The following is a 25962-nucleotide window of genomic DNA, read 5'->3' on the forward strand; positions in this document are numbered from 1 at the left end:
CATTCATTTAAAACTTATCACTGATAATTGTTGGAAATAGTGGATAAGAAATCCTTGCTTTATTAAAAAAACCCATTACGGCAGTTAAACCGTAATGGGCTTTGCTTAGGTTAGTTGCAGCCTAGCGCTTTTCTTGGTTATTTTGGTTGTGTCATTTCTTTTGGATTAACGTATTGTTCAAATTCTTCTTCTGTTAAAAGGTTTAATTTGACTGCTGTTTCTTTTAACGTTGCATTATCTGCAAAAGCTGTTTTAGCAATTTTGGCTGCATTTTCATAACCGATATGTGGGTTTAATGCAGTGACAAGCATTAATGAATCATTTAAATTCTTTTCAATTTGTTCATGATTCGGCTCAATCCCTTGAACACAACGCTCATCAAATGAAAGCATACTGTCCGCTAACAATTGACAAGATTGAAGGAAGTTGTATGCAATTACTGGTTTAAATACATTTAGTTCAAAATTACCTTGGCTAGCTGCAAATCCAATTGTTGCATCATTTCCCATAACTTGTGCTGCTACCATCGTAACTGCTTCACTTTGCGTTGGATTAACTTTCCCTGGCATAATAGAGCTTCCTGGCTCGTTAGCAGGAATAGTAATTTCTCCAATTCCACAGCGTGGACCACTAGCTAACCAACGAACATCATTTGCAATTTTCATAAGGTCTGCCGCTAATCCTTTTAACGCTCCATGTGCATAAACTGTTTCGTCATGACTTGTTAATGCATGGAATTTATTAGGCGCTGAAATAAAGCTGTTACCTGTATAACTATTAATCGCCTCGCAAACCTTGCCAGAAAAGTCAGGATGAGCATTTAGTCCAGTCCCAACTGCTGTTCCACCAATCGCAAGTTCTTTTAGATGATGTAAGCTTTCATTGATCATGGTTTCTGATTTTTCAAGCATACGATGCCATCCACTGATTTCTTGTCCAAGTGTTAGTGGCGTTGCATCTTGTAAATGGGTACGTCCAATTTTTACGATATCTTGAAAAGCGTCCATTTTAACTTTTAATGAATCTTTTAATGTACGAACAGCAGGTAAAACGGACTCTTCCAGCTTTAAAACTGCTGCTATATGCATTCCAGTTGGATACGTATCATTTGAGCTTTGTGATTTATTTACATCATCATTTGGGTGTAATTTTACATCAATTCCCTCATTTGTTAACCATTCATTTCCGACGAACGCGATTACTTCATTTACATTCATATTGGATTGTGTTCCACTACCTGTTTGCCAAACCACAAGCGGGAAATGTTCGGTTAACTTATCATTTATGATTTGATCTGCTGCATATTCAATGGCTTCATATTTTTTTTGATCCATTAGACCAAGGTCCATATTTGCTTTAGCGGCACTTTTTTTCAGTATAGCAAATGCCTTAATCACTTCTCGCGGCATTTTTTCATTACCAATAGGAAAATTTTGTTTACTACGCTCAGTTTGTGCTCCCCAGAATTTATCCGCAGGTACTTGTACCTCTCCAAGTGTATCTTTTTCAATACGATAATCCATTTTTGTTGCCTCCCTATGTAAATGCTTACTTTAGCTCCAGCTTCTATTGTAACAAATTTTATCGAGAATTAGAAAATCTTGGCTTGTTTTCAAAAACTAATCAAGAAAAACTTTATCTTAAAAATTGTTACAGAAAAAGCACACATCCAGTGTTAGGACAATTTCATCACTTTTTTCCCTTCATGTTGTGTTCAAATTCTTTTATACTGATAGTAGAACTTATAATAAATTCATCTTGGACGGCAAATTGAGTTATACTTAATTTTAGATAGTATGTCACACTTTATTCTTGCGAAGGTCTTCGGTCCCAAGTTAAGTGTTCTAGATGTTAGTTTAAGGAGGGTTTCGTCATGCCGAATATATGGACACATATGCTTTTTTGTGAGGAGGTTATGGATACGATTAACAATCCAACGCCGTTTTTTCAACATGAAGCATATATGAAATTAGGTGCACAAGGCCCTGACCCATTTTTTTATTATAACTTTTGGCCATGGAATAAGGATGAGTCTGTAAGTGATGTTGGTATGGCATTACACACAGAAAATTGCGGGGAATTTCTAATGGATCTGATCTGTTCAGCAACGAATATGGAATCACAAGTTAAAGCATATGTATTCGGTTTTGTAACACACCACATCCTAGATCGAAATGCTCACCCATACATCCACTATAGAGCCGGTTATGAAGGAAACAAACATCAGGAATTAGAAGTTCTAATTGATACAGTCATGATGGATAGATTTCATAATATGAAAACATGGAGAGCTCACGTATACAAAGAAATAGATGTAGGATTTTCATTAGATAAAGATATTACCCACTTGCTATATACAAAAATAAAAAAACACTATCCAGATATCGGGAAAGAATCGGAATCATATATTCAAAAATCATATCGCGATATGAAATTGGCCTTGAAGATACTTTCTGATCCTTATGGCTGGAAAAATGTAGTATTTAAATCGCTTATCTCTTCATTTTCCCATCAACCAATAAAGAGCGATACTGATTATTTGAATGAGAATGGAACTACTTGGCATCATCCGGCTACTAAGGAACCTTCTTCTCAGAGTTTTCTAGAACTTTATGAAATTGGTCGTGCTGAAGGAATTGAGATTCTAAGTGAGGTATTAACATATTGGAATAATCCTACTGAAGAAAAAAAGAAACATCTACAGAATTTAATTGGAAATATTTCATATGATACTGGAAAGCCATTAGAACTTAACTTAAAAAATAAATATAGTGATCCAATCGTATAAGAGAAAGTTCAAAAAGGCACCAAATGATAAATGGCGAATCTCTTCGTTACTCGGTTTTTCTGGTCCTCACGTATTAAGGGCATAGAGGAACTTCTACTAAAAGCGTCCACGTCCTGTGGACAACGTAGAAGTCAGCACAAACACGCGCAAGTCCGGTCCTCAAAACTCTCGTGCTTCGACCTTCGTATTTCTAATTCGGCGACTTTTTTAACACATTCTATAAAGAAAAGCGCAAGCATCCTTGTAGAATGCTTGCGCTTTTCTATTATTTCGGTTTAACTTGAACTTCATTCTCGTTAATCGTATGCTGCTTAGCTTCGATCATACCTTTTTCAACATTTACAAATCGTAATAATACGATACCAATTACAAAGAATACGATCAATGAAACGATTCCAAGCCGACTGGAACCCGTCAGTTGACCAACTAACGCGAATAGGAATGGCCCAAAAATGGCAGCGAATTTTGATGAAATTCCATAAAAACCAAAGAACTCCCCATGTTTATCATTAGGTACCATTCGACCAAAAATAGATCTGCTTAATGATTGGGCGCCACCTTGAACAACACCTACGCAAACTGCTAGTAAATAAAAATGTAGTGCCGTTGTCATAAAGTATCCTAATATAACGATTCCGATATAAACATATAACGTTATGAATAATGCTTTTTTAGCCGTGATTTTCGTAGCAATCCAACCAAATAAAAATGTAAATGGAATCCCGACAAACTGCGTTATTAATAAGGCAGCTATTAGCGAATTTGAATTTATGCCGATATCACGTCCATAAATAGTTGCCATTTTTATAATCGTAGAAATACCATCGTTGTACATCCAAAAGGCTAAAAGAAAAATTAATAATTGTTTATACTGTTTAATTTCTTTAAATGTTGTAGTAACCCTTGTAAATCCAATCGATAGATAGGACTTCTCCCGTTTAATTGGCTTCTTCTTTTCTTCCTTAACATTTTTGAGGAGTGGTATCGAAAAGATAAACCACCAAATACCTACTGTCACAAAAGCTAATTGACTTGCTATAGTTGAGTTAGGGATTCCAAACCATTGATGTTTCAATATCATTAGAAGGTTTATTGCGAGTAGTACCCCTCCGCCTATGTATCCAAAAGCAAATCCACTAGATGAGATTTTATCGATATCTTCTTCATCAGCAATTTCAGGTAAGAATGCATCATAAAATATGTTAGCACTTGAAAATCCAATTGTTCCAATTATGAGTATGAGTGATGCAAATAAATAATCTCCCTCACCAACAAATCCTAGTAACACACTTGCTATCATACCCATAAAAGCAAAAAAACGCAGAAACTTTTTCTTAGAAGCTGAATAATCACTAATTGCTCCAAGGAATGGCGCAAGAATAGCCACAATTAATACCGCGATAGATTGTGAATATCCCCAGTAACTTGTAGCCAACGACTCATCCAAGCCTACTGCTGCAACATCATAGTAGAATACTGGCAAGACAGCTGCCATTATCGTCGTTGAAAAAGCTGAATTACCAAAGTCATATAGCATCCAACTACGAACCGTTTTCTTTTTCATGTTAGCCCCCCTATTTCTTGGCTCAGTATATCAACTAAAACTGCTAAATATTTTCTAAGGATGCTGCAGTCTGATTCGTATTTTCTATTGCTCTAGAATTGGCCATCCGCTCTACCTGTTGTCAATTACAGCCTCTACTTGCAGTCATTTCCTCAAATCACATTCGCCAAATTCTCTCCAGTAGAATGACTGCTTTCTTCCATTTACTTACTCCTTTAAACTTTATAATTTCCCCTTGTCCAAAGCCAGTAAAAATGCCTTGCCCCTAAAGGCAAGGCAACTAATAGTTACTACTAGGTTGACTATTCCCAAATAAAATGTCTATAAGCTTCACTTAATTGTAGAAACCTTTCTTTATCCCCTCTATCTATGGAGTTATTAATGGCTTCTTCAAGCTTCTCTTTATTGAATACGAAACAAAGCTCATCAAGCAACAGCGTGGATGCAAGTTTAAATTCAAACGAAATTTCACGCTTCGCTTCTAATGGTTTCCCATCATATCGATAATAACGATAAAATATCTTTTGCTTTTTCATGGAACTTGCCCCCTTGTTCCTTTTTTCTATTATCCTAAATGTTTGGAATAATTGCAACAAAAATAACTAATTTATCTTGATTTTTTTGCGTTTTGGCTGTATGAAACTTAATTAGCTACTTACAATAGATATAACCTTATCCTTTAATGTTTCTCTGGACTCACCATCTACTGCTTTGGTAGACTATTATGGCTATTACAATTGAATTTAATGGACTTGAAAGTAAATGGAGGATCTTTCCTTGACACATTCGGAGAACTTAAAAAAAGGTGAAAAAGGGGCTTGGATTAGCATCTTTGCTTACCTGATTTTATCTATAATTAAACTTCTTGTCGCTCATTTCGGTAATTCAACGGCACTACGAGCAGACGGTTTAAACAATATAACAGATGTTATCGCATCTATAGCGGTACTAATTGGCCTTAAAATTTCGAGGAAGCCAGCTGACAATGATCATCATTATGGTCATTATCGTGCAGAAACGGTTGCATCTTTATTTGCAGCATTCATAATGGTGTCTGTTGGCATCCAGGTAATATACGATACAATCCGTAAATTATGGCTTGGTGAAGTTTCACAACCGGATATGTTAACAGCTTGGACTGCACTCGGCGCTGCTATTATCATGTTCGGCGTTTACAAGTACAATGCCAATTTAGCAAAAAAAGTAGGAAGCTCAGCTTTACATGCCGTAGCACACGATAATAAGTCAGATGCATTCGTTAGTTTGGGAGCCTTTGTTGGTATAATTGGAGCTCAACTGGGCTTATATTGGTTTGATCCTATTGCAGGGTTAATTGTAGGATTTATCATTTGTAAAACAGCCTGGGATATTTTTAAAGACTCCACACATACGCTAACAGATGGTTTTGATGAAAAGTTCCTACTTAAAATAAAAAAGAGTATTACTAAAGTGGATGAAGTAAAAAAAGTAAAAGATGTTAAAGGACGGGTTCATGGTAATCAATCCTTTATTGATATTGTTATTCTTGTTGATTCTGACTTAACTGTTAAGGAAAGCCATGATATAACGATTCATATTGAAAAACTATTAGAAGAAAAACACAATATCCATTATGCACATATTCATATTGAACCTTTTCAAAAATAGAAGCTAAATGGTCATAGCCACTTAGCTTCTATTTCTCTTTATTAAACATAATAATTCATCAATGCTTTCCCACCCGTAAGCAGTCTCCTGATAGGTACCTTCCCCAATGGTCGTTTCTTCCACGCCAACTGGTTCTGCTTGATATCTCACGTAAAACTTACTTGATGGATTTTGTTTTAAAACCCAGACAAGAATAGAATTGCTTCCTTTGGCTTTCATATCCTCTGCAAATACCTGTAACAAATCGGCTCCTAGGCCTAAACGTTGATATTCATCAAGCAGGTAAATCGTATAAATTTCGCTATCATGGCTAAAACGCTTTGTTCGTTCAGGGCCACCATTTACAAAGCCCACTATTTTTTCCTCATTGTAAATTACAAAGGTACATTGATCTTCCTTTTGTATTTTTAATATTGTTTCCCACAATGCCAACCGATTTTCATATGTTATATTTGAAATATCTTTTTCATTTAATAATTCTTTATAGGTACTCTTCCAGCTAGTAATATGTATATTAGCTATCGCTTCAGCATCATCGTACACTGCTTTTCTCGTTTGAAACATAATTCAACCCCCAACATACTCTCTTTTTTAGCAGTTAAGAAAGTATAAATTCTTTCTTACTGCATAAGTGCAACTAAGGCTTTCGCCATTAAGGTTTTGGCGATAAGCAAAGTTTTCTAATAAATTTTTAGGTAATTAATTATAAACTCATTACAAAAACGGCTGCAATTGCGCCGACAACAACCAGAATGACATTCAAGCCTATATATGCTAAAACAACAGCAACTAAGCCACCTAGAATACCTACATGAGGTTGTTCAGGTCTTATTGTCATTATTCCTGGAAAAATTAATGCGCCAAGTGCAGCATATGGAATGGCATTTAACCACCGATTAAACCAGTCTGGAAAATGGATGCGATCGACTATATATGCAGGGATAATTCTAGGGATAATCGTCACCAAGGACATCCCAATTATAATAGCAACTATCATTTTGGATCCTCCTTAAGCAAGAAAATTCCGCTAGCTGCTCCAATTACTGTTCCACCTACAATTGCCCAGCCCGCGCTTGTAAATTGGCTAAACAAGACATTAATTAGCATCGCAAAAATAGCAACTAGTCCAACCCGTTTTTCTTTTTTCACAGAAGGAATTAACAAACCAACAAACATCGCATACAAGGCAATTCCCATACTCTGACTTAATTTTGCTGGAATAACATCACCTAGTACACCACCTAAAAAGGATCCAACTATCCAAGAAAAATATGCAGTAAGTATTAGTGCTGTGTAAAAAAATGCACCTTTATCTTTCTTAGCCTCTTCAGGATGCAAAGAGGACATTGCAAACGTCTCATCAGTCAAACCCAATGATAAAGGAACTTTCCATTTTAGTCCAATCCCCCGCAAACGATTCATAAAGGATAAACTCATAACAAATTGACGAAAGTTTAATACAAAGGTCGCAATTATAATTTCTGCTACACCGGCACTTGCTGCAATCATATTAACTGCCATAAACTGACTTGCACCTGCAAAAACAAAAATACTCATCCCTGTTAATTCTGTTAAACTCATGCCGGCCTGTTTGGCTAGAACACCATATGTAATTGCAATTGGTAAATATCCAAGCATAATAGGAAACCCAACAGCAATACCTTTTTTTATCATTTCAACTCGAGGGGACACCTCTCTTTTGCTAATTGAATTTGTTGTCATTTATCTATTCTCCCTCAAAATGAAAATTTAGATAAGTATACAATATTATTTCTGTTTTACAAAGGAATATTGTTTTTCCATTAAAAAATCAGCCCAAGTAACCTCAGGCTGATTTTACTAATGATGCGTGTTCAAAAAGTCGGCAAATTAGAAACAAGAAGTTCGAGGCGCGAAGATTTTGAGGACCGGACTTGCCACAGGATGTGCTGACTTCTACGTTGTCCACAGGACGTGGACAACGTAGAAGTTCCTCTATGCTTTTAATACGTGAGGACCGGAAAAACTGCGCAACGAAAAAATTCGCTGTTTATCATTTGGTGACTTTTTGAACATCCTCTAATGGATAATTTTTTCTAGTTTCTGTAAGCCTTCTAATAGCCTCGGTGAAGGTCTACAATACAATGATTCTTCCAAAACATGAATATTCCCTGCTTTTATTGCCCTCATTTTATTCCAATCAGGTCTTTTCATTACCAGCTCTGGCCGCATTTTTTCTTCTTTGACACCGACCCAAACCATACATATATGATCCGGGTCTCGTGCTTTCACTGCTTCCCAATCTGTTTTAACGCTTGCAATTGCTTCGTCTTCAAAAATGTTTTTCGCTCCAGCAAGTGTGCTTATTTCCGTTAGCCAGTTTACCCCACCTGGCGTAAAAACAGGCTTTGGCCACCATTCCCAGTAAAGCGTAGGACGATCTATCCGACCTTCTGCCTTCAAACGAAACTGTTCTATTTCATCATGAAAAACTTGAGCCTTTTCAATTCCTAATTCAGGAAGGTTTAGTACTTTTCCAACTTCCCTGATATCAGATTCAATTTCATCTAAGGAGTTAGGGTTTAAAATAATATATGGCAGGCCTTTTTCCTCAAGAGCCTCAATATTTTTTTCCATTCCTGGAACACTTAAGGAAGCCAAAACAAGGTCAGGTTCAAGAGCAGCGACCTTTTCCATATCAATGGAGAGATCTGGTCCAACACGTGGTAAATGGTTAATCTCTTTAGGCCAATCAGAAAAGTCATCCACTCCAACTAGTAATTCAGTTTTACCTAAGTAAGCGACAATCTCCGTGTTACTTGGGCAAATAGATACAATTCGCAATGTAAAACCTCCTTATAAAAAGACTCCAAATTTGCTTATCTTTCTTCACCTTGGTCAGTTATAAGTAACGGGCCATCCTTTGTTATGACGATGGTATGTTCATATTGTGCAGAACGTCCCCCATCAACGGTACGTGCAGTCCAGTTGTTAGAATCCATTTTACTATTCCATGTACCTTCATTGATCATCGGCTCAATCGTAACAACCATACCCTCTTTTAAACGTGCACCCTTGTTTGGCAGTCCAAAATGAGGGATATGTGGCTCCTCATGAATGGTTGGTCCAATTCCATGTCCAGTAAAATCACGGACAACCGAAAAACCCTCCCCTTCAGCATAGGTTTGAATCGCATGTCCAATATCACCAATACGACTACCTGCTTGAGCTTTCTCAATACCTTTATAAAGTGCCTTTTTTGTTACATCCATTAATCTTCTGCCAACCTGATCTACATTGCCAACTGTGTAAGTCCATGCAGAATCAGCCAGCCCGCCATTTAAATTAACAACCATATCAATTGTTACGATATCACCGTCAGAAAGCTTCTCGTCTCTTGGGAATCCGTGGCAGATCTCATCGTTAATGGATGCACAGATTGCATATGGGTATCCACTAAAGCCTTTTTGTTCTGGAGTTGCCCCATGACTAGCCAAAAATTTCTCTACAAAAGTATCAATTTCCAACGTTGTAATACCAGGCCTAATCATTTTTGCAATTTCCTTATGTGTTTTGATGAGTAACTTTCCAGCTTCTTGCATCATTTCAACTTCGCGTTTACTTTTTCGTGTTATCATTTATTTCTTCCTTTCAACCTTAAGTATCTCTATCTCTATTTATATTTATATGAAAATAAATTGTCAATAATTTATGCAACAACTAGTTTATCATATTATCACATAAAAATGAGTGTTTATGAAATTTATCCATTTTAAAAAGCATGCAGAGGACTTTCCCCTGCACGCTTTTACTCTACTTAGTATCCGTATCCTCCGTAGCCTTTATCGCCACCTGTATACGCAGTTCCAATGATAATTAGCAAAATAAACAATACGACTAACAATGCGAAATTCATTCCGTATCCGCCTTTTTCCTCATAACTCATTATATTCCCCTCCTTATTTAAGCATATGTTAACTTATGCAGAGGTTTCGAATTGGGAAGGGCGAATCTCACGATAATGAAATTTTAGACCTAGAAATAATCGTTCGCATTATAAATTTCCCCGTTTTTAATACTTCTTTCATCAGTGAGTATATCAACTAAGATACCCGCTACAGTAACTGTATCCTTTAGGAAATTATTTTTTTTATAATCTTTAAAGGTATCTACATCGATAAATGAGTACTGCGAAGTGGAACGAATTTTTTCCTGCATTTCAGTATCCATAACGCCGGGATTGAAAGCTATTAGCTTATGACCTGTTTTTAGCTCATCTTGCTCAAGTGCTACTGTTTCTGTGTACCTATTTATACTTGCTTTTGAGCTACAGTAAGCACTCCAACCATAAACTGGCCGTTCTGCGGCTCCTGATGTTACTGTTACACCAATCATAGAAACATCCTTTTCTGTTGCCACTTTCAAAAATAAGTTCGTCAGTATCATTGGTGCCACTGTATTCACTTGCATATGATAAGCAAGATCCTTGCTCTTAATGTTCATTGATGGATTGATTGGCTCCAATACAGCAGCATTGTTAACAAGATAAATAGTCGATAAACTTTCTGTAAAAACTTCTTCGCTAATTTCTTTATAGGTATTTTCTATTTCCGTAGCATTGCTTAAATCACATGGAAAGTGAGTGAATGTTACATTATTAGATTTTGCTTGTTTGTTTAATTTTGTAGAACCTGTGCGTGAAATACCTATTACATGAACACCTGATTCTAATAAATATTCAGCAATAGATTCTCCTAGTCCTTTTGATACTCCTGTTATGACTGCATACTTCATGTTAAATCCTCCTTCAGAAAGGCATTGGTCAATTATCTTTTTATTTCGCTCCAGTAATGGACCAATGTTTCCATCCCTTTATCAAAGCTATCTAACGGAAAGCTTTCATTTGGCGAATGCAATCGATCATCCGGTGTGCCGAAACCTAGAAGTACGATTGGAATGTCATAAATGGCTTCAATCCATTCTACAACAGGAATTGAACCACCCATCCTCACATACACTGTTTCCTTACCAAATGCTTTTGTATAGCTTTTCGCGGCTTTTTGAATCAACGGATTATTTGGCTCAACCTTGTATGCTTTTGCAGATAACTTTTCTTTTACTACTTCAACCGTGACCCCAGATGGCGTAACCTTCTTCACATGATCCTCTAGCATTTGTTGAACTTTTTGAGGGTCTTGACCTGGTACAAGACGACAGGTGACTTTGGCAGTGGCTGACGAGGGAATAATTGTTTTTGTTCCTTCTCCTTGATAGCCACCATACATTCCATTAATTTCGAATGTCGGGCGTGCCATTGTATGTTCTTTTGCAGTGTATCCTTTTTCAGATGCTGTTTCTTTTATCCCGGTGGATTCTTGGTAATCTTCACCTTGCACTTGGTCAATTAATTCTCGTTCTTCGTCTGTTAAAGGCTCAACATCATCATAAAATCCATCTACTGTGATTTCCTCATCCACATTTTTCATAGATGCCAATATATGATTTAATGCCATAATTGGATTACGTACAGCACCACCATACATACCTGAATGCAGATCATGATCAGGTCCGGTAACATTGATTTCAATTCCGGTAAATCCTTTTAAACCGTATAAAATAGTTGGTTGATTTTTAGCAACCATTCCCGAATCAGAGATCACTGCAAAATCTGCAGAAAATTTATCACTTTCTTCATGCAGAATGCGATATAAATTTTCACTTCCGATTTCTTCTTCCCCTTCAATGCATACCTTTACGTTAACTGGTAATTTCCCTTCCGTTTTCACATAGGCTTCAAATACCGCTAGGTGCATAAAAACTTGTCCTTTATCATCACTTGAACCACGAGCATACAAACGGCCATTACGTACCTCTGGCTTAAATGGCTCACTATCCCATAAATCAATAGGGTCAACTGGTTGTACATCATAATGACCGTAGAATAAAACAGTCGGCGCGTCTGGCCCCGCTCCATTATATTCCGCATAAACTAAGGGATGTCCACCTGTATCCATTTGTTCTACCTTTTCAAACTGAAGATCCTTTAAGTAATTTTCAACAAAGTCTGCTGCCTCGCTAATATCACTTTTATGTAAACTTTCTGCACTAACACTTGGAATAGATAAAAATTGATTAAGCCGTTCTAATAATTCTGCTCGATTGTTGGTTAGATAGGATAAAGCCTTTTCACTCATCATTCATTCCTCCAGAAGTAGATTTTCTTTTTATTTTAGCATACGGGGACAGTCCCCCACCACTCTATCGCTTTAGCGTGATGGGGGACTGTCCCCGTTATTACGTTATTGCAATGCCTGTTTTAAATCTTCAATTAAGTCTTCACTATCTTCAATGCCTACGGAGATACGTACCAATCCGTCCGTAATTCCGAGTTCTAAACGTCGTTCGCGTGGAATGGATGCATGTGTCATTTGAGCTGGCAGTGAAATTAAGCTTTCAACCGCACCAAGACTTTCTGCTAACGTGAAGTATTTAGCACGTTCCAAAACCTTTTCAGCCTGTTCCGCGCTTCCTACATCGAATGAAACCATGCCACCATAACCAGATGCCTGGCTTGTTGCGATATCATGTCCCTTGTGGCTTTTTATTCCAGGATAATAAATCGTTGATACTTTATCATGGTCTTGTAAAAAAGATACGATTTTTTTCGTATTTGCTTCCATTGCCTCCATACGTATCGCCAAGGTTTTAATTCCTCGCATTAACAGCCATGAATCCTGTGGCCCAAGTACACCGCCAACTGAATTTTGGATGAAATGAAGGTCTTCTGCTAGTTGCTCCGAATTAACAACAGCTAATCCTGCAACAACATCACTATGACCACCAATGTATTTGCTGGCGCTGTGCAAGACGATATCTGCTCCAAGATCAATTGGTTGTTGCCAATATGGTGTTGCAAATGTATTGTCAACAATCAATTTCAAGTTATGCTTTTTGGCTATCTCCGCCATTGCCTTGATATCTGTAATTTTCAATAGTGGATTTGTTGGCGTTTCCACTAAAATCGCTTTTGTTCTATCTGTTATCGCTGCCTCTACCTTCTCTGGATAGCTGGTATCAACGTATGTGTGGTCCAACTTAAATCGATTTAATACACTTGTCATCAAGCGATATGTTCCACCATATACATCGTCCGTTATGATTACATGATCGTCAGAATCAAACAACATCATAATTGAAGTTATTGCGGCCATCCCTGAACCAAAGGCAAAGCCAGCTGTTCCATTTTCCAAATCACGAATCACTGTTTCTAGTGCATGTCTGGTTGGATTTCCAGTTCTAGAATATTCATATCCTTTGTGTTTGCCAACTTGTTCTTGTTTATACGTACTAGTTTGATAAATCGGTACTGATACAGCGCCTGTTTGTTCATCTGTCGTTATTCCACCATGTATCATTTTTGTTTTTGCTCGCATAGTCGTTCTCCCCCATATCAATCAATTTTCCCTCCAAAAATATCTTTGCTTAAATACCGATCACTACTATCCGGAAAAACCGTTACAATAGTTGATCCTGGTTTTGCAACTTTGGCTTCCTCAAGCGCAGCATACATCGCTGCACCTGACGAACTGCCGACCAATAAACCTTCTTTTCTAGCAAGCTCTCTAACTAATCTGAATGCATCTTTATCTGAAACAGTATAAATCGCATCCATATAATCACGATTCATATACTCAGGTAGAAACTCCATACCTATACCTTCTGTTTCATGTGGACCAGAATCCCCACCTGCAATAATAGAACCCTCTGGCTCTACAATAACCGTTTTAATCGAGACATTCTGTTCCTTAAAATAATTCGCAGATCCCATAAATGTGCCACCAGACCCTGCTCCAGCTATAAATACATCAAGATTCCCATCTAAGTCGTTCATTATTTCTGGCGCAAGCGTTTCGTAATAGGTTTCCGGATTAGCTGGGTTTTTAAATTGTTGTGGGGAAAAGCTATTTGGAATGGTGGTCAACAATTCCTTCGTTTTTTCAATAGCTCCAAGCATTCCTTTTTCCCTTGGTGTATGAACAATCTCAGCGCCCAACGCCTTCATAATCATTTGTTTTTCTTCGCTAAAATGCTCTGGCAGGCAAAACATAATGTTAATTTCTTTATTAAGAACTGCTAATGCTAATCCTATTCCCGTATTACCTGCAGTAGGTTCAATAATCGTTCCGCCAACTTTTAAGTCGCCATTTTTCAATGCTTCTTCTACTAATTTTTGGCCTAAACGATCCTTCACACTGCCACCTGGATTATAATATTCTAGCTTCGCATACAAACGAACCCCCTCTGGGAGGGAGAAGTTTGTTAACTGTATTAATGGTGTACAGCCTATAAGTTCCTTTACTGAATTATAAATAGTCATTTTTATTGCCTTCTATTGTGCAAAAACTTGATGCCACTCATCACGTTTATCTAACATATCTCGAGCGATTGTTTTTGCACCTTCTAGACTATGATTTGCAGCCCAACCACATTGAACTTCATTACATGCAGGTACCGCATCGGCATCTAATACATCCTGTAATGTTTTTTCAAGTGTATCAAGTACTTCCTCATAGTTATCATTATTTAATGTAGCTAAATAAAAGCCTGTTTGACAGCCCATTGGACCTATATCAAGAACATTATCCATATGATTACGGATATTTTCAGCCATTAAATGTTCAATGGAGTGTAATCCTGGCATATCCATGTGTTCCTTATTTGGTTGCTTAAAACGAATATCATATTTATATACATCGTCACCATTGGAACCTGTTGTAACACCTACTAATCGTACATATGGCGCTTTTACTTTTGTATGATCTAAATTAAAGCTTTCTACATTCATTTTCTTCGTCATCATTCAGTCACTCCTCTTATTTTTTCTCAGCTATCACTAGCCAAACAAATTCATTCATTTTCTCAAAGGTAACGTAAAACTGATTTTTCTCAAAAATTTCACGTAACGTGCTGATTGTTGGGTAGTATTCACGATTTAAATCTTCTATTAAATTTGTGTATCCTTTTTTATCTGCATCCTTTATTATATCTTCCTTTGCAGTGGATGATTCAAACATCGTATCTGCAAAAACAACCTTTCCAGTTTTGGTAAGCAAATTGACAAATTTGGCAATTGCTAAGTTTTTTTCTGCATCAGTTAAATGGTGGAATGCATAAGAACTTACAATTGTATCGATTGAATCGTCAAAACTTGGGTATGTTAAGAAATCTCCTTCATAAAGAGATACCTCTGGTAACTTTTCTTCTGCGACTTTTCGCATAGCATCTGACGGTTCTATTCCAATTACCTTATGACCATTCCCTAATAGTTTCTTGGTTAAGTTACCAGTACCTACTCCAAATTCCACTACATTACCCGATGAGTATTTTGTAACTTCATCTAAAATTTTATCATAATGAAGAAATACTGCTGCATATTGAGGATCTTTTCCAGTTACACTGTCATCATAAGAGTCTGCCCACTCTTCAAATAAACCAATAAATTCTCGACCCATTTGTTTCAACTCCACTTTTATATTAAAGCATAGTAATTCACTACGAATAGTATGAATTACTATGTTTAGAATAGCATATGTTTTGTTTTCTTTCAAAGTTAGTGTTTTATGTACAAAAAAAAAGTACTACAATTTTTGTAGTACTCTAATGCGAATTAATTATTATTATTTTGTGGGAAAACGCGTTCAATCATATTTCCCATTTGATCAAATAATCCTTCAATCGGTTCACCATTCTCCGCTTGATCAGCATAATTTGTTACAGAATCAAGAAAATCTGGATTAGTGGAAACATAAACATTATCGATATTATCATCCATTGATTTTACAATATCAGATATCTTTTGTTTTGTTTCATCTGTAATTTCATCGCCATTTCCATTACCGGTATTGTTATTACCATCCGCGTTCCCAGTATTGTTGGCGTTATTGTTGTTACCATTATCTTTTTTATCAAGTTCTGCAGCTACATATGCATTATTTTCAGTTGTTACAACAAATGCATTATCAATTCCTTCTACTTGTTGGGAAATCTTTTCTGCAGCCTCTTCAGACATGTCATATTTATTTCCGTTATCTTCACCACGATTTTCATTATCGCCTGCATTCATATCGAAGTCTTGACGATTTTCTCCATCATTCACGTCATTCGCGGTATCTCCATTGCCGGCATCACCAGCATTAAATCTTGTTTGTTCAACATTATTATCATTATTTGGTTCTGCTGCATCATTGTTTCCTTCTTGACATCCTACAAGTGCTGCAGTGGCCATCAATGCAATTCCTAATGCTTTTATCTTCATTATTTGATTACCTCCTAACTTATTTGCGCTTAGTATGTAACAATAAATTAATTTTATTCTTTCCATCTCTCGGGTCCTTTTTATGGTAAATACACCAATTATGTTTTTGAAAATATATTTATTATAGGGCAAACTACATGTAATCCTTTAAATTTAAGGAGGGGAAGTCAGTGGATATACCGGATTATGACAAAGCGCTTTATTACACACTATGGGGACAATGGGATGATTTACTTGTGTTGATGGTCCGAACAAACGATGATTTATTGTCTAAGCGGATTCAACTTTTTCTACACTCCTACTATTATTCACCTGATCAAGATAATGTAGTAAAAAGCCATGATCAATTGCTTTATTATATTGACCATGCTATGAAATACACACCTGCAGAAATAATGGAAGTATAAGAAAAGTGGTTGAATTTGGTATACCAAATTCAACCACTTTTTAAATTATTTCTTATCATTTTTCTTTGGATGCTTTTCTTCTTGTCTTGTCTTTTTCATTTCTTTTTTTGCCTTTTTTGCTTTATTCTTTTCTGGTTTCATTACTCTTTTTGCTTCCTTTTCCTCTTGCTTTGCTTTTTCCTTTACCTGTTTTTCTTCTTGATGACCTTGTTTTTCTTGCCTATGTCGCTTTTCTTGCTCATCCTTTTTTTTGATCTCATTATTATCATTTTTTTTGACTTTATCAGAATGATTGTGTTCATTCTTTTTATTTAAATGAATTCCACTATTTTTTTCTTTCAACTCACTTGGGTGTTGATCCGTTTTTTTCTTTTCTGGTTTTGGCACTACAGGTGGATTGGGTTTTTGATCAGCAGGAATCGTTTTTTCTTCTCCGTTATCTGGATGATTTGATTTTGAATTAGTATAAAATGAATGAATAAGTTCTTTTTCACCATCGCTAACACGGGGTTGAATAATCATTCTCTCTGGATTTGAAACCTCTTCCTCCATTGTATCTGCCACTATTTTATTCATCGAAATATCCTTTTTTAAGGCACGTTTCCGAATCTCTTTTGAGACCTGAAAAGTTGCCATATCCCACGACGTTTGATGAGTTGAAAAATAGTTATCAACCGTGTCGAGAACTGATATAGCTTGATCATTTACATAACTTACGCCCACTAAAACAGTTTTACCGTTTTTTGTTAATCCAAGTGCATCGCTTTTTTTCATGATGATTTCAATAACCTGTTCTATTTTTTTGCCTTCGTAATCAGGTAACTGCTTTTTCAATTTCCGAGCATCATCGTTTAATGGTGAGATATAGACTACATTTAAATCATCATCGATTTCAATTTCTAAACTAGGATTAATGTCTAAATTAACGTAAGCATATGTTTTGGTTGGCCCACCTAGAAGATAGAATGGCATGATAAACAAAAGCACCATGCAAGCAATCGCTATATACTTTACAGGCATGCTACCACTATTTTTTGGTTGAAAGAACAACAACTTGCTTTTTTTTAAAGGTAAGATCTCATACGAAACTTCAGCACCGATATCCGCTTCTTTCACAGGCTTAACTTTGTGAAAACTACCATTCTTTGTCATAACAATGGTAAATTTACGATGCTTTTCCATCACTATCCCTTTACTCACAAAGCCACCCCTTTAAGATAATCCTTGAGATACACATAATCTTCACTTAACACAATAAATATCGCTAAAATATATTTTCGGTTTCGCTCTAACGTTTTTTTACTAACGTCCACTCTTTTTACTAAATCCTTAATAGGTAGCTTTTTCTTCAGATGTACATACTCTCTTAATGTTGTATCATCGTATAGGATTTTTGCAGTGCGAATGGCTGACTCACGTGCGTCCCTATGTTTAGGAGAAGCCTCTGTTAATTCAGCTAAAGTCAGTTTGTACTCCCATAGCTTGTCTTTGAAATCGGCAATTTCTTCTCTACGGTACCAAGCTTCTTGTTCTTCTCGGTATTTTTCATTCACAGCAACAATTTCCGCTGGATTTTCCATCTTTTCCTCATCATAGCTTTCGTCTAATGAAGCAGTTTTTGGTGTCTTTTGTACAAATCGAATATAATCAATTACTTTACGCTTCACAACAAGCTTTGCAAATGACAAAAAGGAACTACCTTTTTCTGCTGAGTAGGTTTGAATTGCCTCATTAAATGCGAAAAGCCCAACACTAAATTCATCATCACGCTTTGGGTCAATATATCGTTTACAAACCTCTGAAACACATTTTGCGATATAAGGCTGATACATCTTTAAAAGATCGTTTTGTACTTCTTGATCCCCTTGTTTGGCCGAGGTAATCATTTCTTCTAGGGGTCTTTCTTTTAAGGACTGGTTACTAATCAACCTGAAGCACCTCCAGCCATTACAAAGTTCGTTATTTTCTTACTTTTTTTGGGTGTACCCTCTATATATTTCATGTTTACTTTTATAGTCATATTTGTCATATTTAATAATTTATATGTCATGATGAAAACCACCATCTTTATATTTTTAGGTATTTTTTTCTATTTCAATATGACTAATGTTAACCCATCGTTATAGTAGTTACTATCACAGGTTATTTACATTTCCATTAAAAATCGGTTACTTTCGACATTTTTCGAGCAAATAAAAAAGCATTTATGTCGAAATATTACGACATAAACGCTTAAGCCTCTTATAGACTAGCTAATGCGTCTTCTTTTGTCTCAAAACTTATTTGTGCTTCTAAATGATCAGCCTTTAGATCTACATACAAATCTTTTTCGGACCATTCAAGAGAAGTGATATGGAGCGGTTTAACTAAATAATATCTTTCTTCAGGAACTTTTAAATACTTCACTACAAGATAATCAATTTTCCAATTATGATCATCGAAAATTAAATCTGTAATTTCTCCCATATTTCCATCATGACCATGAAGCTTTATTCCGATTGTGTCTGACTCATTTAATAGTACATATTTCGTGTTTTCGTTCATTTCCATTTCATTTCGTTTTGCGATACTGTCATCACGTTGAGCAGGAACCTCTGGAACAAATGGTCTATCAACTGCACCCCATAGATTCTCCCCCCTCCAATAACGATTCCAGCCGTAATATTCTGTTAGACTTTCTTCATTTGCTGTTGAAAGTTCCGTGTCAGCTGGTATTGTAGGACTGTTTTTAACCATATCTTTTGTATGGCTAACTTCTAAAAGTTCTTTATCCTTATCGATTCCTGTGAAAGACGTTGGCGATAAGTAAACGTTTCGTGCTGGTAACCATTTATGTGTATCCACCTGTGCGTATCGAATTGCCCAACTATGATCGTCAAAATAAATATCTTTTACTTTGCCCATCTCTCCATCGGTTGCATGAATATTGTATGATTTTAATGCTGATGTTAAATAAAGCATTTATAAAACCTCCTTCAACTCTTATGAAAATAAGATACCCGCATTTTAACCTTATCAAACTTTAAAAGGCTAAGTGCATGAAATAAAGGAGGTTTTTTCATTATTTTTGATGGAAGGAATAAAAGTAACCAATTGGTACGAGTTCAAAAAGTCGGCAAATTAGAAACAAGAAGTTCAAGGCACGAAGATTTTGAGGACCGCAACGTATGCTTTTAATACGTGAGGACCAGAAAAACTGAGGAACGAAGAAATTCGCCGTTTATCATTTGATGACTTTTTGAACAACCTCTATTGGAATATAAAGCCCTACTTTACCATGTTCATCACTATCAAGGGTAGCAAAAACCACACCAATAACTTTGCCATCCTTATTCAGAACGGGGCTTCCGCTATTCCCATGATAAACGGGGGCATCTATCATCACTACTGGTTTCTTCCAGTCAGGGAGCATGGTCTCTTCTATAATCGTCCCCTTATTGGCAATTCCTTGGAATCGTAATGGGTTTCCGATAAAATAAATCGGGTCACCTTTAGTGAAAACTGGACTTTTTGCTAAATCTAAAGATGGGAAATTTTTTCCTTCTGTTTCTAAAACAGCTAAATCAACGGACGGATATGTCGCTATTACCTCCGCGTTTTGAAGACCTTCATCTGGAAATGCTACTGTCACATTTTCCTCTCCTTCAATTACATGATGATTTGTTATAATTGTTCCGTCCCCATTGATTGAAAACCCTGTACCTCTAGAATCCCCTGTTTCTATTACTACGACAGCTTTTTTATATGCTCGAATATCATCTTGTAAAGAAAGCTTTGAAGATGTAATCAAAAATTCAATTGCTGGAACGGATATTACCTTTGGAAAAAAGGCAAATACGTTAAGCAACATCATTATGACAATTAACCAAAACGCCCATTTTGGAAATGGGCGTTTTGGCTTTTTTTGTACATCTTTATCATGTGCTCGCTTTAAAGCACTTTTTCGCTCAGCCTCGACTAATTCGACGAGCTCCTCGTCATCTATTTCTTCGTATAAATCATCATCAATCACATCATGATTGTTCTTATCATCCTTATTCATAAGTCACCTCGCACACCAGGAATCCTAAACTGCCTTTTTAGTATTGCCTTGTTGCATTTGATACATCTGATAATACATTCCTTTTTCATGTATTAATTGCTCGTGATTTCCTTGTTCCTCTATCATACCATGGTCAAGAACAAAAATTGTGTCAGCTTGTTGAATGGTTGATAAACGATGAGCAATTACTAGTGTTGTGCGTCCTTTCTTAAGAACATCTAGTGCACGTTGAATAACTGCTTCGGTTTCCGTATCAACATTTGCGGTTGCTTCATCTAATATGAGGATAGCAGGATCAAATGCTAATGCCCGTGCAAAAGACAATAACTGCCGTTCTCCTAAAGAAAATGTACTTCCACCTTCTGTAACAGGGTTATCATATTTTTTAGGCAATTTTTCGATAAATCGATCTGCCCCTACCGCTTTTAATGCAGCAATAGCTTGATCTCTTGAAATAGTTGGATCACCCATTGTTACGTTTGATAGTATTGTACCTGAAAATAAAAATGGATCCTGAAGAACGATGCCCATATGGCTCCTGACCTGTTGTCGGGACCACTCTTTTGTAGGATTTCCGTCAATCGTGATGATTCCTTTTTGTGGGTCATAAAAACGGAATAACAAATTCATAATCGAGCTTTTGCCAGAGCCAGTGTGTCCTACAAATGCTGCTGTTTGACCAGATTCGACCTGGAAGGAAATATCATTTAACACATAATCCTTATTATTATACGCAAAGGATACATTGTTAAATTCTACTTTTCCACGATACTTATCTACATGATCTGTCACAACCTGTTCCCCATCCTGATCCATAAGTTCAAATACGCGATTACCCGCTACCCTTGCTTGCTCTATAAGTGGTAACTGGTGAACGATATCTGTTACCGGCTCGAACAAGCGGTTGAGGTAATCAACAAAAGCATATAACAAACCAATTGATATCACGGCTGTAGGATCAAACGAGATAAATCCAAAGTACCAGATAAATCCAACAAATGCTAAATTCCGAATGACAGTTACCAAATTATAAGACGTGAGTGCACTAAGCTTTACTAACTTACGTTCAAACGTGTAATGACGATCATTTAGTACTTCAAAATCCTTCTTTGTTCTTTTTTCGTGGAGAAATGCCTGGATTATTGGCATCCCTTGAATTGCTTCATTAATACTTCCATTTATATCACTTATTGTTGTTCTAATAACCGTATTATATTTTGTACCAAAGTATTTATACGCTTTCATCCAAACCAGAATCAGTGGAATGATTAACAAACACATGGCAGCCAATTTTGGATCTAATATGAATAAAGCGATGAAGATTCCCGCCATATAAATAACACTCGTTATTACAATGGATAGAACCCGTTCATACAAGTCTCTGATTGCCTCTGTATCATTCGTAATTCTTGCCACAACTTTTCCTGCTGGTTGATCGACGTAATAGTTAATTGGAATTCGCTGTGTATGCTGAAAAATATCGTTTCGCATTCTTTTGACAATCTGATTCGACGCTTTCTGTAATAAAAACGTTTTAAAAAATTGAAAGAACGCAGCAATTACTAATAAAAACATATACAAACCTAATAGAAATAAAATTGGTCCCTTTTCAGGTTGAAAAAATGGGTATATCTCAGAAAAGGATAGCTTTTCCCCTGTATAGGATTGATTTCCCTCATTGGTTTGAATAACAATTTCATTACCGGCAATACTTCGTTTACCATTTAACGGAACATCTGCATGCACAAGATAATAATCTTTCTCCACTTGAAAAATTGTTACTAGCTCTTTTGGCTGATCCTGATCTGTTAACCGATCAGATCGTTTGTAATAACTCCCATCATGCAGCACGGTATGCTCATCGTTGTTATTTTCGACCTGTTGCCAGTTTCCTTCAATACCTAGTATATGTTCATCAATAATTCGTTTTGCTATTAATGGTCCTGCTAACTCAAGCGCTACAGCAATTACTAAGCAAATTAATCCAATAATGATACTTCGTTTATAATGTAGCGCATAGTTAAATAATCGCTTTTCAGTTGATGCCTTTTTCATTAGGAACTATACCTCCTCATTTTCTAGCTGTTGTTGATTGTACTGTTCTTTATACCAACCACCACTTGCAACTAGTTCATTATGTGTTCCTTGTTCCATTATTTTCCCATCTTCTAAAACAATAATATGATCTGCATGAGTTACTGCAGATAGACGATGGGCTGCGATGAATGTTGTTTTATTTTGACGTTCTTTTCGTAAGTGTTCGATAATTTTGGATTCTGTTTTTCCATCTACCGCTGATAATGAATCATCTAATATCAAAATTTCTGGATCTTTAATGAATGCACGAGCTAACGCCACACGTTGTTTTTGTCCACCTGATAATGTGACACCACTCTCGCCTACCTGTGTATCCAAACCTTGTGGTAGTTGTTTCATATCATTTATAAAATAAGCTAGATCCATTACACGATAAATTTCCTGATCTGTTGCATCTGCTTTACCAAATTGAATATTTTCACGAATGCTTTTTGAAAACATCATTTGATCCTGTGGTACATAACCAATCCATGACCTAATGTGTTCTAAATTAATGTCATTTAAGTCTATCCCTGAAATTTTTATTTTCCCTTGTACACCAGGATATTGACGTAATAGTAATTTAAATAATGTTGTCTTTCCTGCTCCTGTTTTACCAACTATTCCAATGGTTTGACCTCGTTTAACGTCTAAGTAAATATCGTCCAGTCTTTTTACTTCCGTTTCTGGATAAGTAAACGATATATGGTCATATTCAAGGGATTCTATTTGCTTAACAAGTTTTGGTGATACAGGATTTTTTACATCTGCTTCATAATCAAGTGTCTCGTTTACGCGATCAAGTGAAGCATTACCGCGTTGCATAATATTGATCAATTCTCCAACTGCGAACATTGGCCAGATTAACATTCCTAAATAGACGTTAAATGTAACAAGGTCACCTAACGTAATCCTGTTTTCAAACACAAGTAATGCCCCGTAGCCAAGACCAGTTGTGTAGGATAACCCGACAAGAATTTTCATCGTAGGTTCAAATAACGCATCAATTTTAGCTACTTCAATGTTTTTTTGGTATACATCATCTGTCATTTTCGCGAAACGTTTTTCGTCCTGTCTCTCCTGGACAAAAGCGCGAATAACACGTACGCCACGAATAGATTCCAATACCTCATTATTCATGTCACCAAATGCGGTCTGTGCTTCCATAAAGCGCTTATGAATGGTCCCTCCATATTTGTTCATAACAACTGCCATAATCGGTAATGGAATTAAGGCGGCTAAAGTCAAAGGCCAACTTATCGTAAATCCCATAACAACAATAATCATAATCATAAATATACTCGAGTCAACCAATGTTAAAACCCCAAAACCTGCTGTTAGCTGAATAGATCTTAAATCATTTGTACTCCGTGCCATCAGGTCACCTGTTCTGAACTTTCCAAAAAACGTTGGTGTCATAGTTAAAAAGTGATCCATTAGCCTAGTTCTAGATAAACGTTCTAATTTTGCAGCTCCACTAAATAATGTATAGTCCCATAAAAATGATATTGCGTAATGCACAACGATTAATACAAGATAACCAGCAATAAGCGTTACTAACAGTTTCATTGTTAACGTTTCAAATTGAATTTTATCAATTGCAAAACCCACTAATTTTGGGGGAATCAGTCCGATTGCACTTGCAATAATTAAAGCAACAATAGCAAATACGTAACTTTTCCAATACCGTTTAAAAAACCAATCTAATTTCTTAAAAACCTGAAACATGTGTTACTCACCTTCTTCTCTTTTCATGTGTAACAATCCATTTCTCATCAAATCTTCCACTATTGGCCTTTTAAAGGCAAAAAAAAGCATACGTCTATGACGTATGCTTTCATAAAAGTATGGGTGCCCAGCAAACCACCCATAAAATATAAAAAGGCCACAGTGATGTGTGACCTTCTGAAGACAATAAAAGACAATATGTATTATTATGCTTTTCCGCCCAGAAGGTCACTAATTTGTATGAAGTTTACTTGATTACGTTGAATGATATTTTTCATCTTAATGACCTCCTTTCGATTCGATTCTCAATAATTATAGTATTTTGAAAAGTAATAGTCAATACATTTTTTATTTATTTTTAAATTTCTTTAAAATATTACAACAATGTCAAAACAATATTATACACCTTAAAATCAGTACACATCATATTGAGGTATGGGAGAAATCCGAGTTTAAAAATAAGATTTTAAAATTCTGCAAGTCTTTGTATTTTTAAAAGGCTGTTTCGTAAACATTATTGCTTTTTCATCTTCATAGTTTCTATATACTGCGACATAATAGCACCGTGATTTCCGCGGAGGGCAGTCGCTTTCCGCGGGCGGCTGGTGAGCCTCCTCGCGCTCCGCACTGCGGGGTCTCACCTATGCCTATAATCCCGCAGGAGTCGACTGCCCTCCGCTCCAATCACTGTAAAGTTAAGAGGTGAATGGGAGAGAATTATAGGTAAATCTCCAACCCTAGCGAAGGAAAAACACGGAGACTCCTGCGGAAACAGCGAAGACGATGAGACCCCGCAGTGAGCGGTCTTTGCGATCGAGGAGGCTCATCGCGAGCCCGCGGAAAGCGTAGTGTTTTTCCGCAGCGGTCGCAGGGCACCAAACATGATTTTTAGTTACGTCGCATTTTATATCAACTTCGGTGTATGAGCAACGAACTATGAAACAGCCTTTTTAAAAAGAGTAATTATGAAATTGATTCAAACAGCCAAAATTTTAAAAGAGAATTGCCAAATTGACAATTCTCTTTTACTGTTTATTTATTTTTTTCCTTCTGTTTTCTCCAGATGAAGATTAATGGGCTTGAGATTCTACGGTGTCTTTTTCGTTCAATCCAAGCTTCACCATTAATTCTACTTTGACATAAGGTACTTCCGTTTGCTCTGAAATTCTCTCGATTGAGACATGCGGATGTTTTATGACATAACTTTGTACTCGATTACTTTCCATTAGGCAAGTGTTACACATGGTGAACGGGCTAGATTCCATTGGCTTTTTACACAACCGACAATTACGGACTATTTCTCCCATATACTCACCCCTTATACGTGATTAGCACTATTATACAACTTTAGATAAAATGCAACAATATAATTTTACACTATTTTGAAAAACAGTACTTTTGACATCATACATCTAC

27 protein-coding genes are annotated in these 25962 nt (G+C 36.4%); 3 read left to right on the forward strand and 24 right to left on the reverse strand.

The features are described 5' to 3' along the window. Positions 1–137: 137 nt before the first annotated feature. Positions 138–1523 carry a class II fumarate hydratase gene (gene fumC, locus CFK40_RS17070; protein WP_089533603.1) on the reverse strand — a complete coding sequence of 462 codons (1386 nt, stop codon included), beginning with the start codon at positions 1521–1523 and terminating at the stop codon, positions 138–140. Between the two features lie 350 nt (positions 1524–1873). On the opposite strand from fumC, the gene CFK40_RS17075 reads away from it, so the two are divergent. Next, positions 1874–2788, forward strand: a complete 915-nt coding sequence (locus tag CFK40_RS17075) for a zinc dependent phospholipase C family protein (RefSeq protein WP_089533604.1) — start codon at positions 1874–1876, stop codon at positions 2786–2788. A gap of 265 nt (positions 2789–3053) precedes the next feature. Here the strand turns inward: CFK40_RS17075 and CFK40_RS17080 are convergent, their stop codons facing one another. Next, positions 3054–4352: an MFS transporter gene (locus CFK40_RS17080; protein WP_089533605.1), complete on the reverse strand. Its 1299-nt coding sequence runs from the start codon at positions 4350–4352 to the stop codon at positions 3054–3056. A gap of 302 nt (positions 4353–4654) precedes the next feature. Next, the gene (locus tag CFK40_RS17085) at positions 4655–4888 is read right to left on the reverse strand and encodes an IDEAL domain-containing protein (RefSeq protein WP_089533606.1); all 234 of its coding nucleotides are present in this window, start codon (positions 4886–4888) and stop codon (positions 4655–4657) included. A 241-nt stretch (positions 4889–5129) separates the two neighbouring features. On the opposite strand from CFK40_RS17085, the gene CFK40_RS17090 reads away from it, so the two are divergent. Beyond that, complete coding sequence (locus CFK40_RS17090; protein ID WP_089533607.1) at positions 5130–5999, forward strand: cation diffusion facilitator family transporter; 870 nt, start codon at positions 5130–5132, stop codon at positions 5997–5999. A 21-nt stretch (positions 6000–6020) separates the two neighbouring features. Here the strand turns inward: CFK40_RS17090 and CFK40_RS17095 are convergent, their stop codons facing one another. From CFK40_RS17095 to CFK40_RS17155, 13 genes are all read right to left on the reverse strand, one after another. Then, positions 6021–6563, reverse strand: coding sequence for a GNAT family N-acetyltransferase (locus CFK40_RS17095; RefSeq protein WP_089533608.1), 543 nt, complete (start codon positions 6561–6563; stop codon positions 6021–6023). A gap of 139 nt (positions 6564–6702) precedes the next feature. Beyond that, positions 6703–6996: an AzlD domain-containing protein gene (locus CFK40_RS17100; RefSeq protein WP_089533609.1), complete on the reverse strand. Its 294-nt coding sequence runs from the start codon at positions 6994–6996 to the stop codon at positions 6703–6705. Then, complete coding sequence (locus tag CFK40_RS17105) at positions 6993–7721, reverse strand: AzlC family ABC transporter permease (protein WP_089533610.1); 729 nt, start codon at positions 7719–7721, stop codon at positions 6993–6995. Before CFK40_RS17105 ends, CFK40_RS17100 begins: the two co-directional genes overlap by 4 nt. 336 nt (positions 7722–8057) lie before the next feature. Further along, complete coding sequence (locus CFK40_RS17110; RefSeq protein WP_089533611.1) at positions 8058–8822, reverse strand: cobalamin-binding protein; 765 nt, start codon at positions 8820–8822, stop codon at positions 8058–8060. Positions 8823–8857: 35 nt separating this feature from the next. After that, positions 8858–9616 carry a type I methionyl aminopeptidase gene (gene map / locus CFK40_RS17115; RefSeq protein ID WP_089533612.1) on the reverse strand — a complete coding sequence of 253 codons (759 nt, stop codon included), beginning with the start codon at positions 9614–9616 and terminating at the stop codon, positions 8858–8860. Positions 9617–9795: 179 nt separating this feature from the next. Next, a complete protein-coding gene (locus CFK40_RS17120; RefSeq protein WP_089533613.1) occupies positions 9796–9924 on the reverse strand; it encodes a YjcZ family sporulation protein in 129 nt (42 codons plus the stop codon). A gap of 89 nt (positions 9925–10013) precedes the next feature. Further along, a complete protein-coding gene (locus tag CFK40_RS17125; RefSeq protein WP_089533614.1) occupies positions 10014–10772 on the reverse strand; it encodes a (S)-benzoin forming benzil reductase in 759 nt (252 codons plus the stop codon). A 32-nt stretch (positions 10773–10804) separates the two neighbouring features. After that, positions 10805–12172: a dipeptidase gene (locus CFK40_RS17130; RefSeq protein ID WP_089533615.1), complete on the reverse strand. Its 1368-nt coding sequence runs from the start codon at positions 12170–12172 to the stop codon at positions 10805–10807. A 105-nt stretch (positions 12173–12277) separates the two neighbouring features. Further along, positions 12278–13411: a bifunctional cystathionine gamma-lyase/homocysteine desulfhydrase gene (locus CFK40_RS17135; protein WP_089533616.1), complete on the reverse strand. Its 1134-nt coding sequence runs from the start codon at positions 13409–13411 to the stop codon at positions 12278–12280. Between the two features lie 17 nt (positions 13412–13428). After that, positions 13429–14355, reverse strand: coding sequence for a PLP-dependent cysteine synthase family protein (locus tag CFK40_RS17140; protein ID WP_089533617.1), 927 nt, complete (start codon positions 14353–14355; stop codon positions 13429–13431). Between the two features lie 12 nt (positions 14356–14367). After that, positions 14368–14835: an S-ribosylhomocysteine lyase gene (locus CFK40_RS17145; protein WP_089534433.1), complete on the reverse strand. Its 468-nt coding sequence runs from the start codon at positions 14833–14835 to the stop codon at positions 14368–14370. A gap of 16 nt (positions 14836–14851) precedes the next feature. Continuing rightward, positions 14852–15490: a class I SAM-dependent DNA methyltransferase gene (locus CFK40_RS17150; protein WP_089533618.1), complete on the reverse strand. Its 639-nt coding sequence runs from the start codon at positions 15488–15490 to the stop codon at positions 14852–14854. A gap of 155 nt (positions 15491–15645) precedes the next feature. Beyond that, entirely contained in the window at positions 15646–16293 is a 648-nt protein-coding gene (locus CFK40_RS17155) for a YhcN/YlaJ family sporulation lipoprotein (protein WP_089533619.1), read from the reverse strand. A 170-nt stretch (positions 16294–16463) separates the two neighbouring features. On the opposite strand from CFK40_RS17155, the gene CFK40_RS17160 reads away from it, so the two are divergent. Then, entirely contained in the window at positions 16464–16700 is a 237-nt protein-coding gene (locus tag CFK40_RS17160) for a YhdB family protein (protein ID WP_089533620.1), read from the forward strand. Between the two features lie 45 nt (positions 16701–16745). Here CFK40_RS17160 and CFK40_RS17165 read toward each other — a convergent pair whose 3' ends face one another. From CFK40_RS17165 to CFK40_RS17195, 8 genes are all read right to left on the reverse strand, one after another. After that, entirely contained in the window at positions 16746–17900 is a 1155-nt protein-coding gene (locus CFK40_RS17165) for an anti-sigma factor domain-containing protein (RefSeq protein WP_089533621.1), read from the reverse strand. Then, positions 17897–18628, reverse strand: a complete 732-nt coding sequence (gene sigI / locus CFK40_RS17170; protein WP_089533622.1) for an RNA polymerase sigma factor SigI — start codon at positions 18626–18628, stop codon at positions 17897–17899. The genes CFK40_RS17165 and sigI overlap by 4 nt, the downstream gene beginning before the upstream one ends. Continuing rightward, positions 18625–18750 (reverse strand): hypothetical protein, encoded by a 126-nt coding sequence (locus tag CFK40_RS21540; protein WP_264371374.1) that lies wholly within the window; start codon positions 18748–18750, stop codon positions 18625–18627. The genes sigI and CFK40_RS21540 overlap by 4 nt, the downstream gene beginning before the upstream one ends. A gap of 191 nt (positions 18751–18941) precedes the next feature. Continuing rightward, complete coding sequence (locus tag CFK40_RS17175) at positions 18942–19661, reverse strand: hypothetical protein (protein ID WP_089533623.1); 720 nt, start codon at positions 19659–19661, stop codon at positions 18942–18944. Between the two features lie 262 nt (positions 19662–19923). Beyond that, positions 19924–20742: a S1C family serine protease gene (locus CFK40_RS17180; protein WP_089533624.1), complete on the reverse strand. Its 819-nt coding sequence runs from the start codon at positions 20740–20742 to the stop codon at positions 19924–19926. A 24-nt stretch (positions 20743–20766) separates the two neighbouring features. Beyond that, positions 20767–22797 (reverse strand): ABC transporter ATP-binding protein, encoded by a 2031-nt coding sequence (locus CFK40_RS17185; RefSeq protein ID WP_089533625.1) that lies wholly within the window; start codon positions 22795–22797, stop codon positions 20767–20769. A 6-nt stretch (positions 22798–22803) separates the two neighbouring features. Continuing rightward, positions 22804–24546 (reverse strand): ABC transporter ATP-binding protein, encoded by a 1743-nt coding sequence (locus CFK40_RS17190; protein WP_089533626.1) that lies wholly within the window; start codon positions 24544–24546, stop codon positions 22804–22806. Between the two features lie 1070 nt (positions 24547–25616). Beyond that, the gene (locus CFK40_RS17195; protein WP_089533627.1) at positions 25617–25853 is read right to left on the reverse strand and encodes a hypothetical protein; all 237 of its coding nucleotides are present in this window, start codon (positions 25851–25853) and stop codon (positions 25617–25619) included. Positions 25854–25962 lie beyond the last annotated feature (109 nt).

The organism is Virgibacillus necropolis (assembly GCF_002224365.1).
GTDB classification, from domain to species: domain Bacteria; phylum Bacillota; class Bacilli; order Bacillales; family Amphibacillaceae; genus Virgibacillus_F; species Virgibacillus_F necropolis.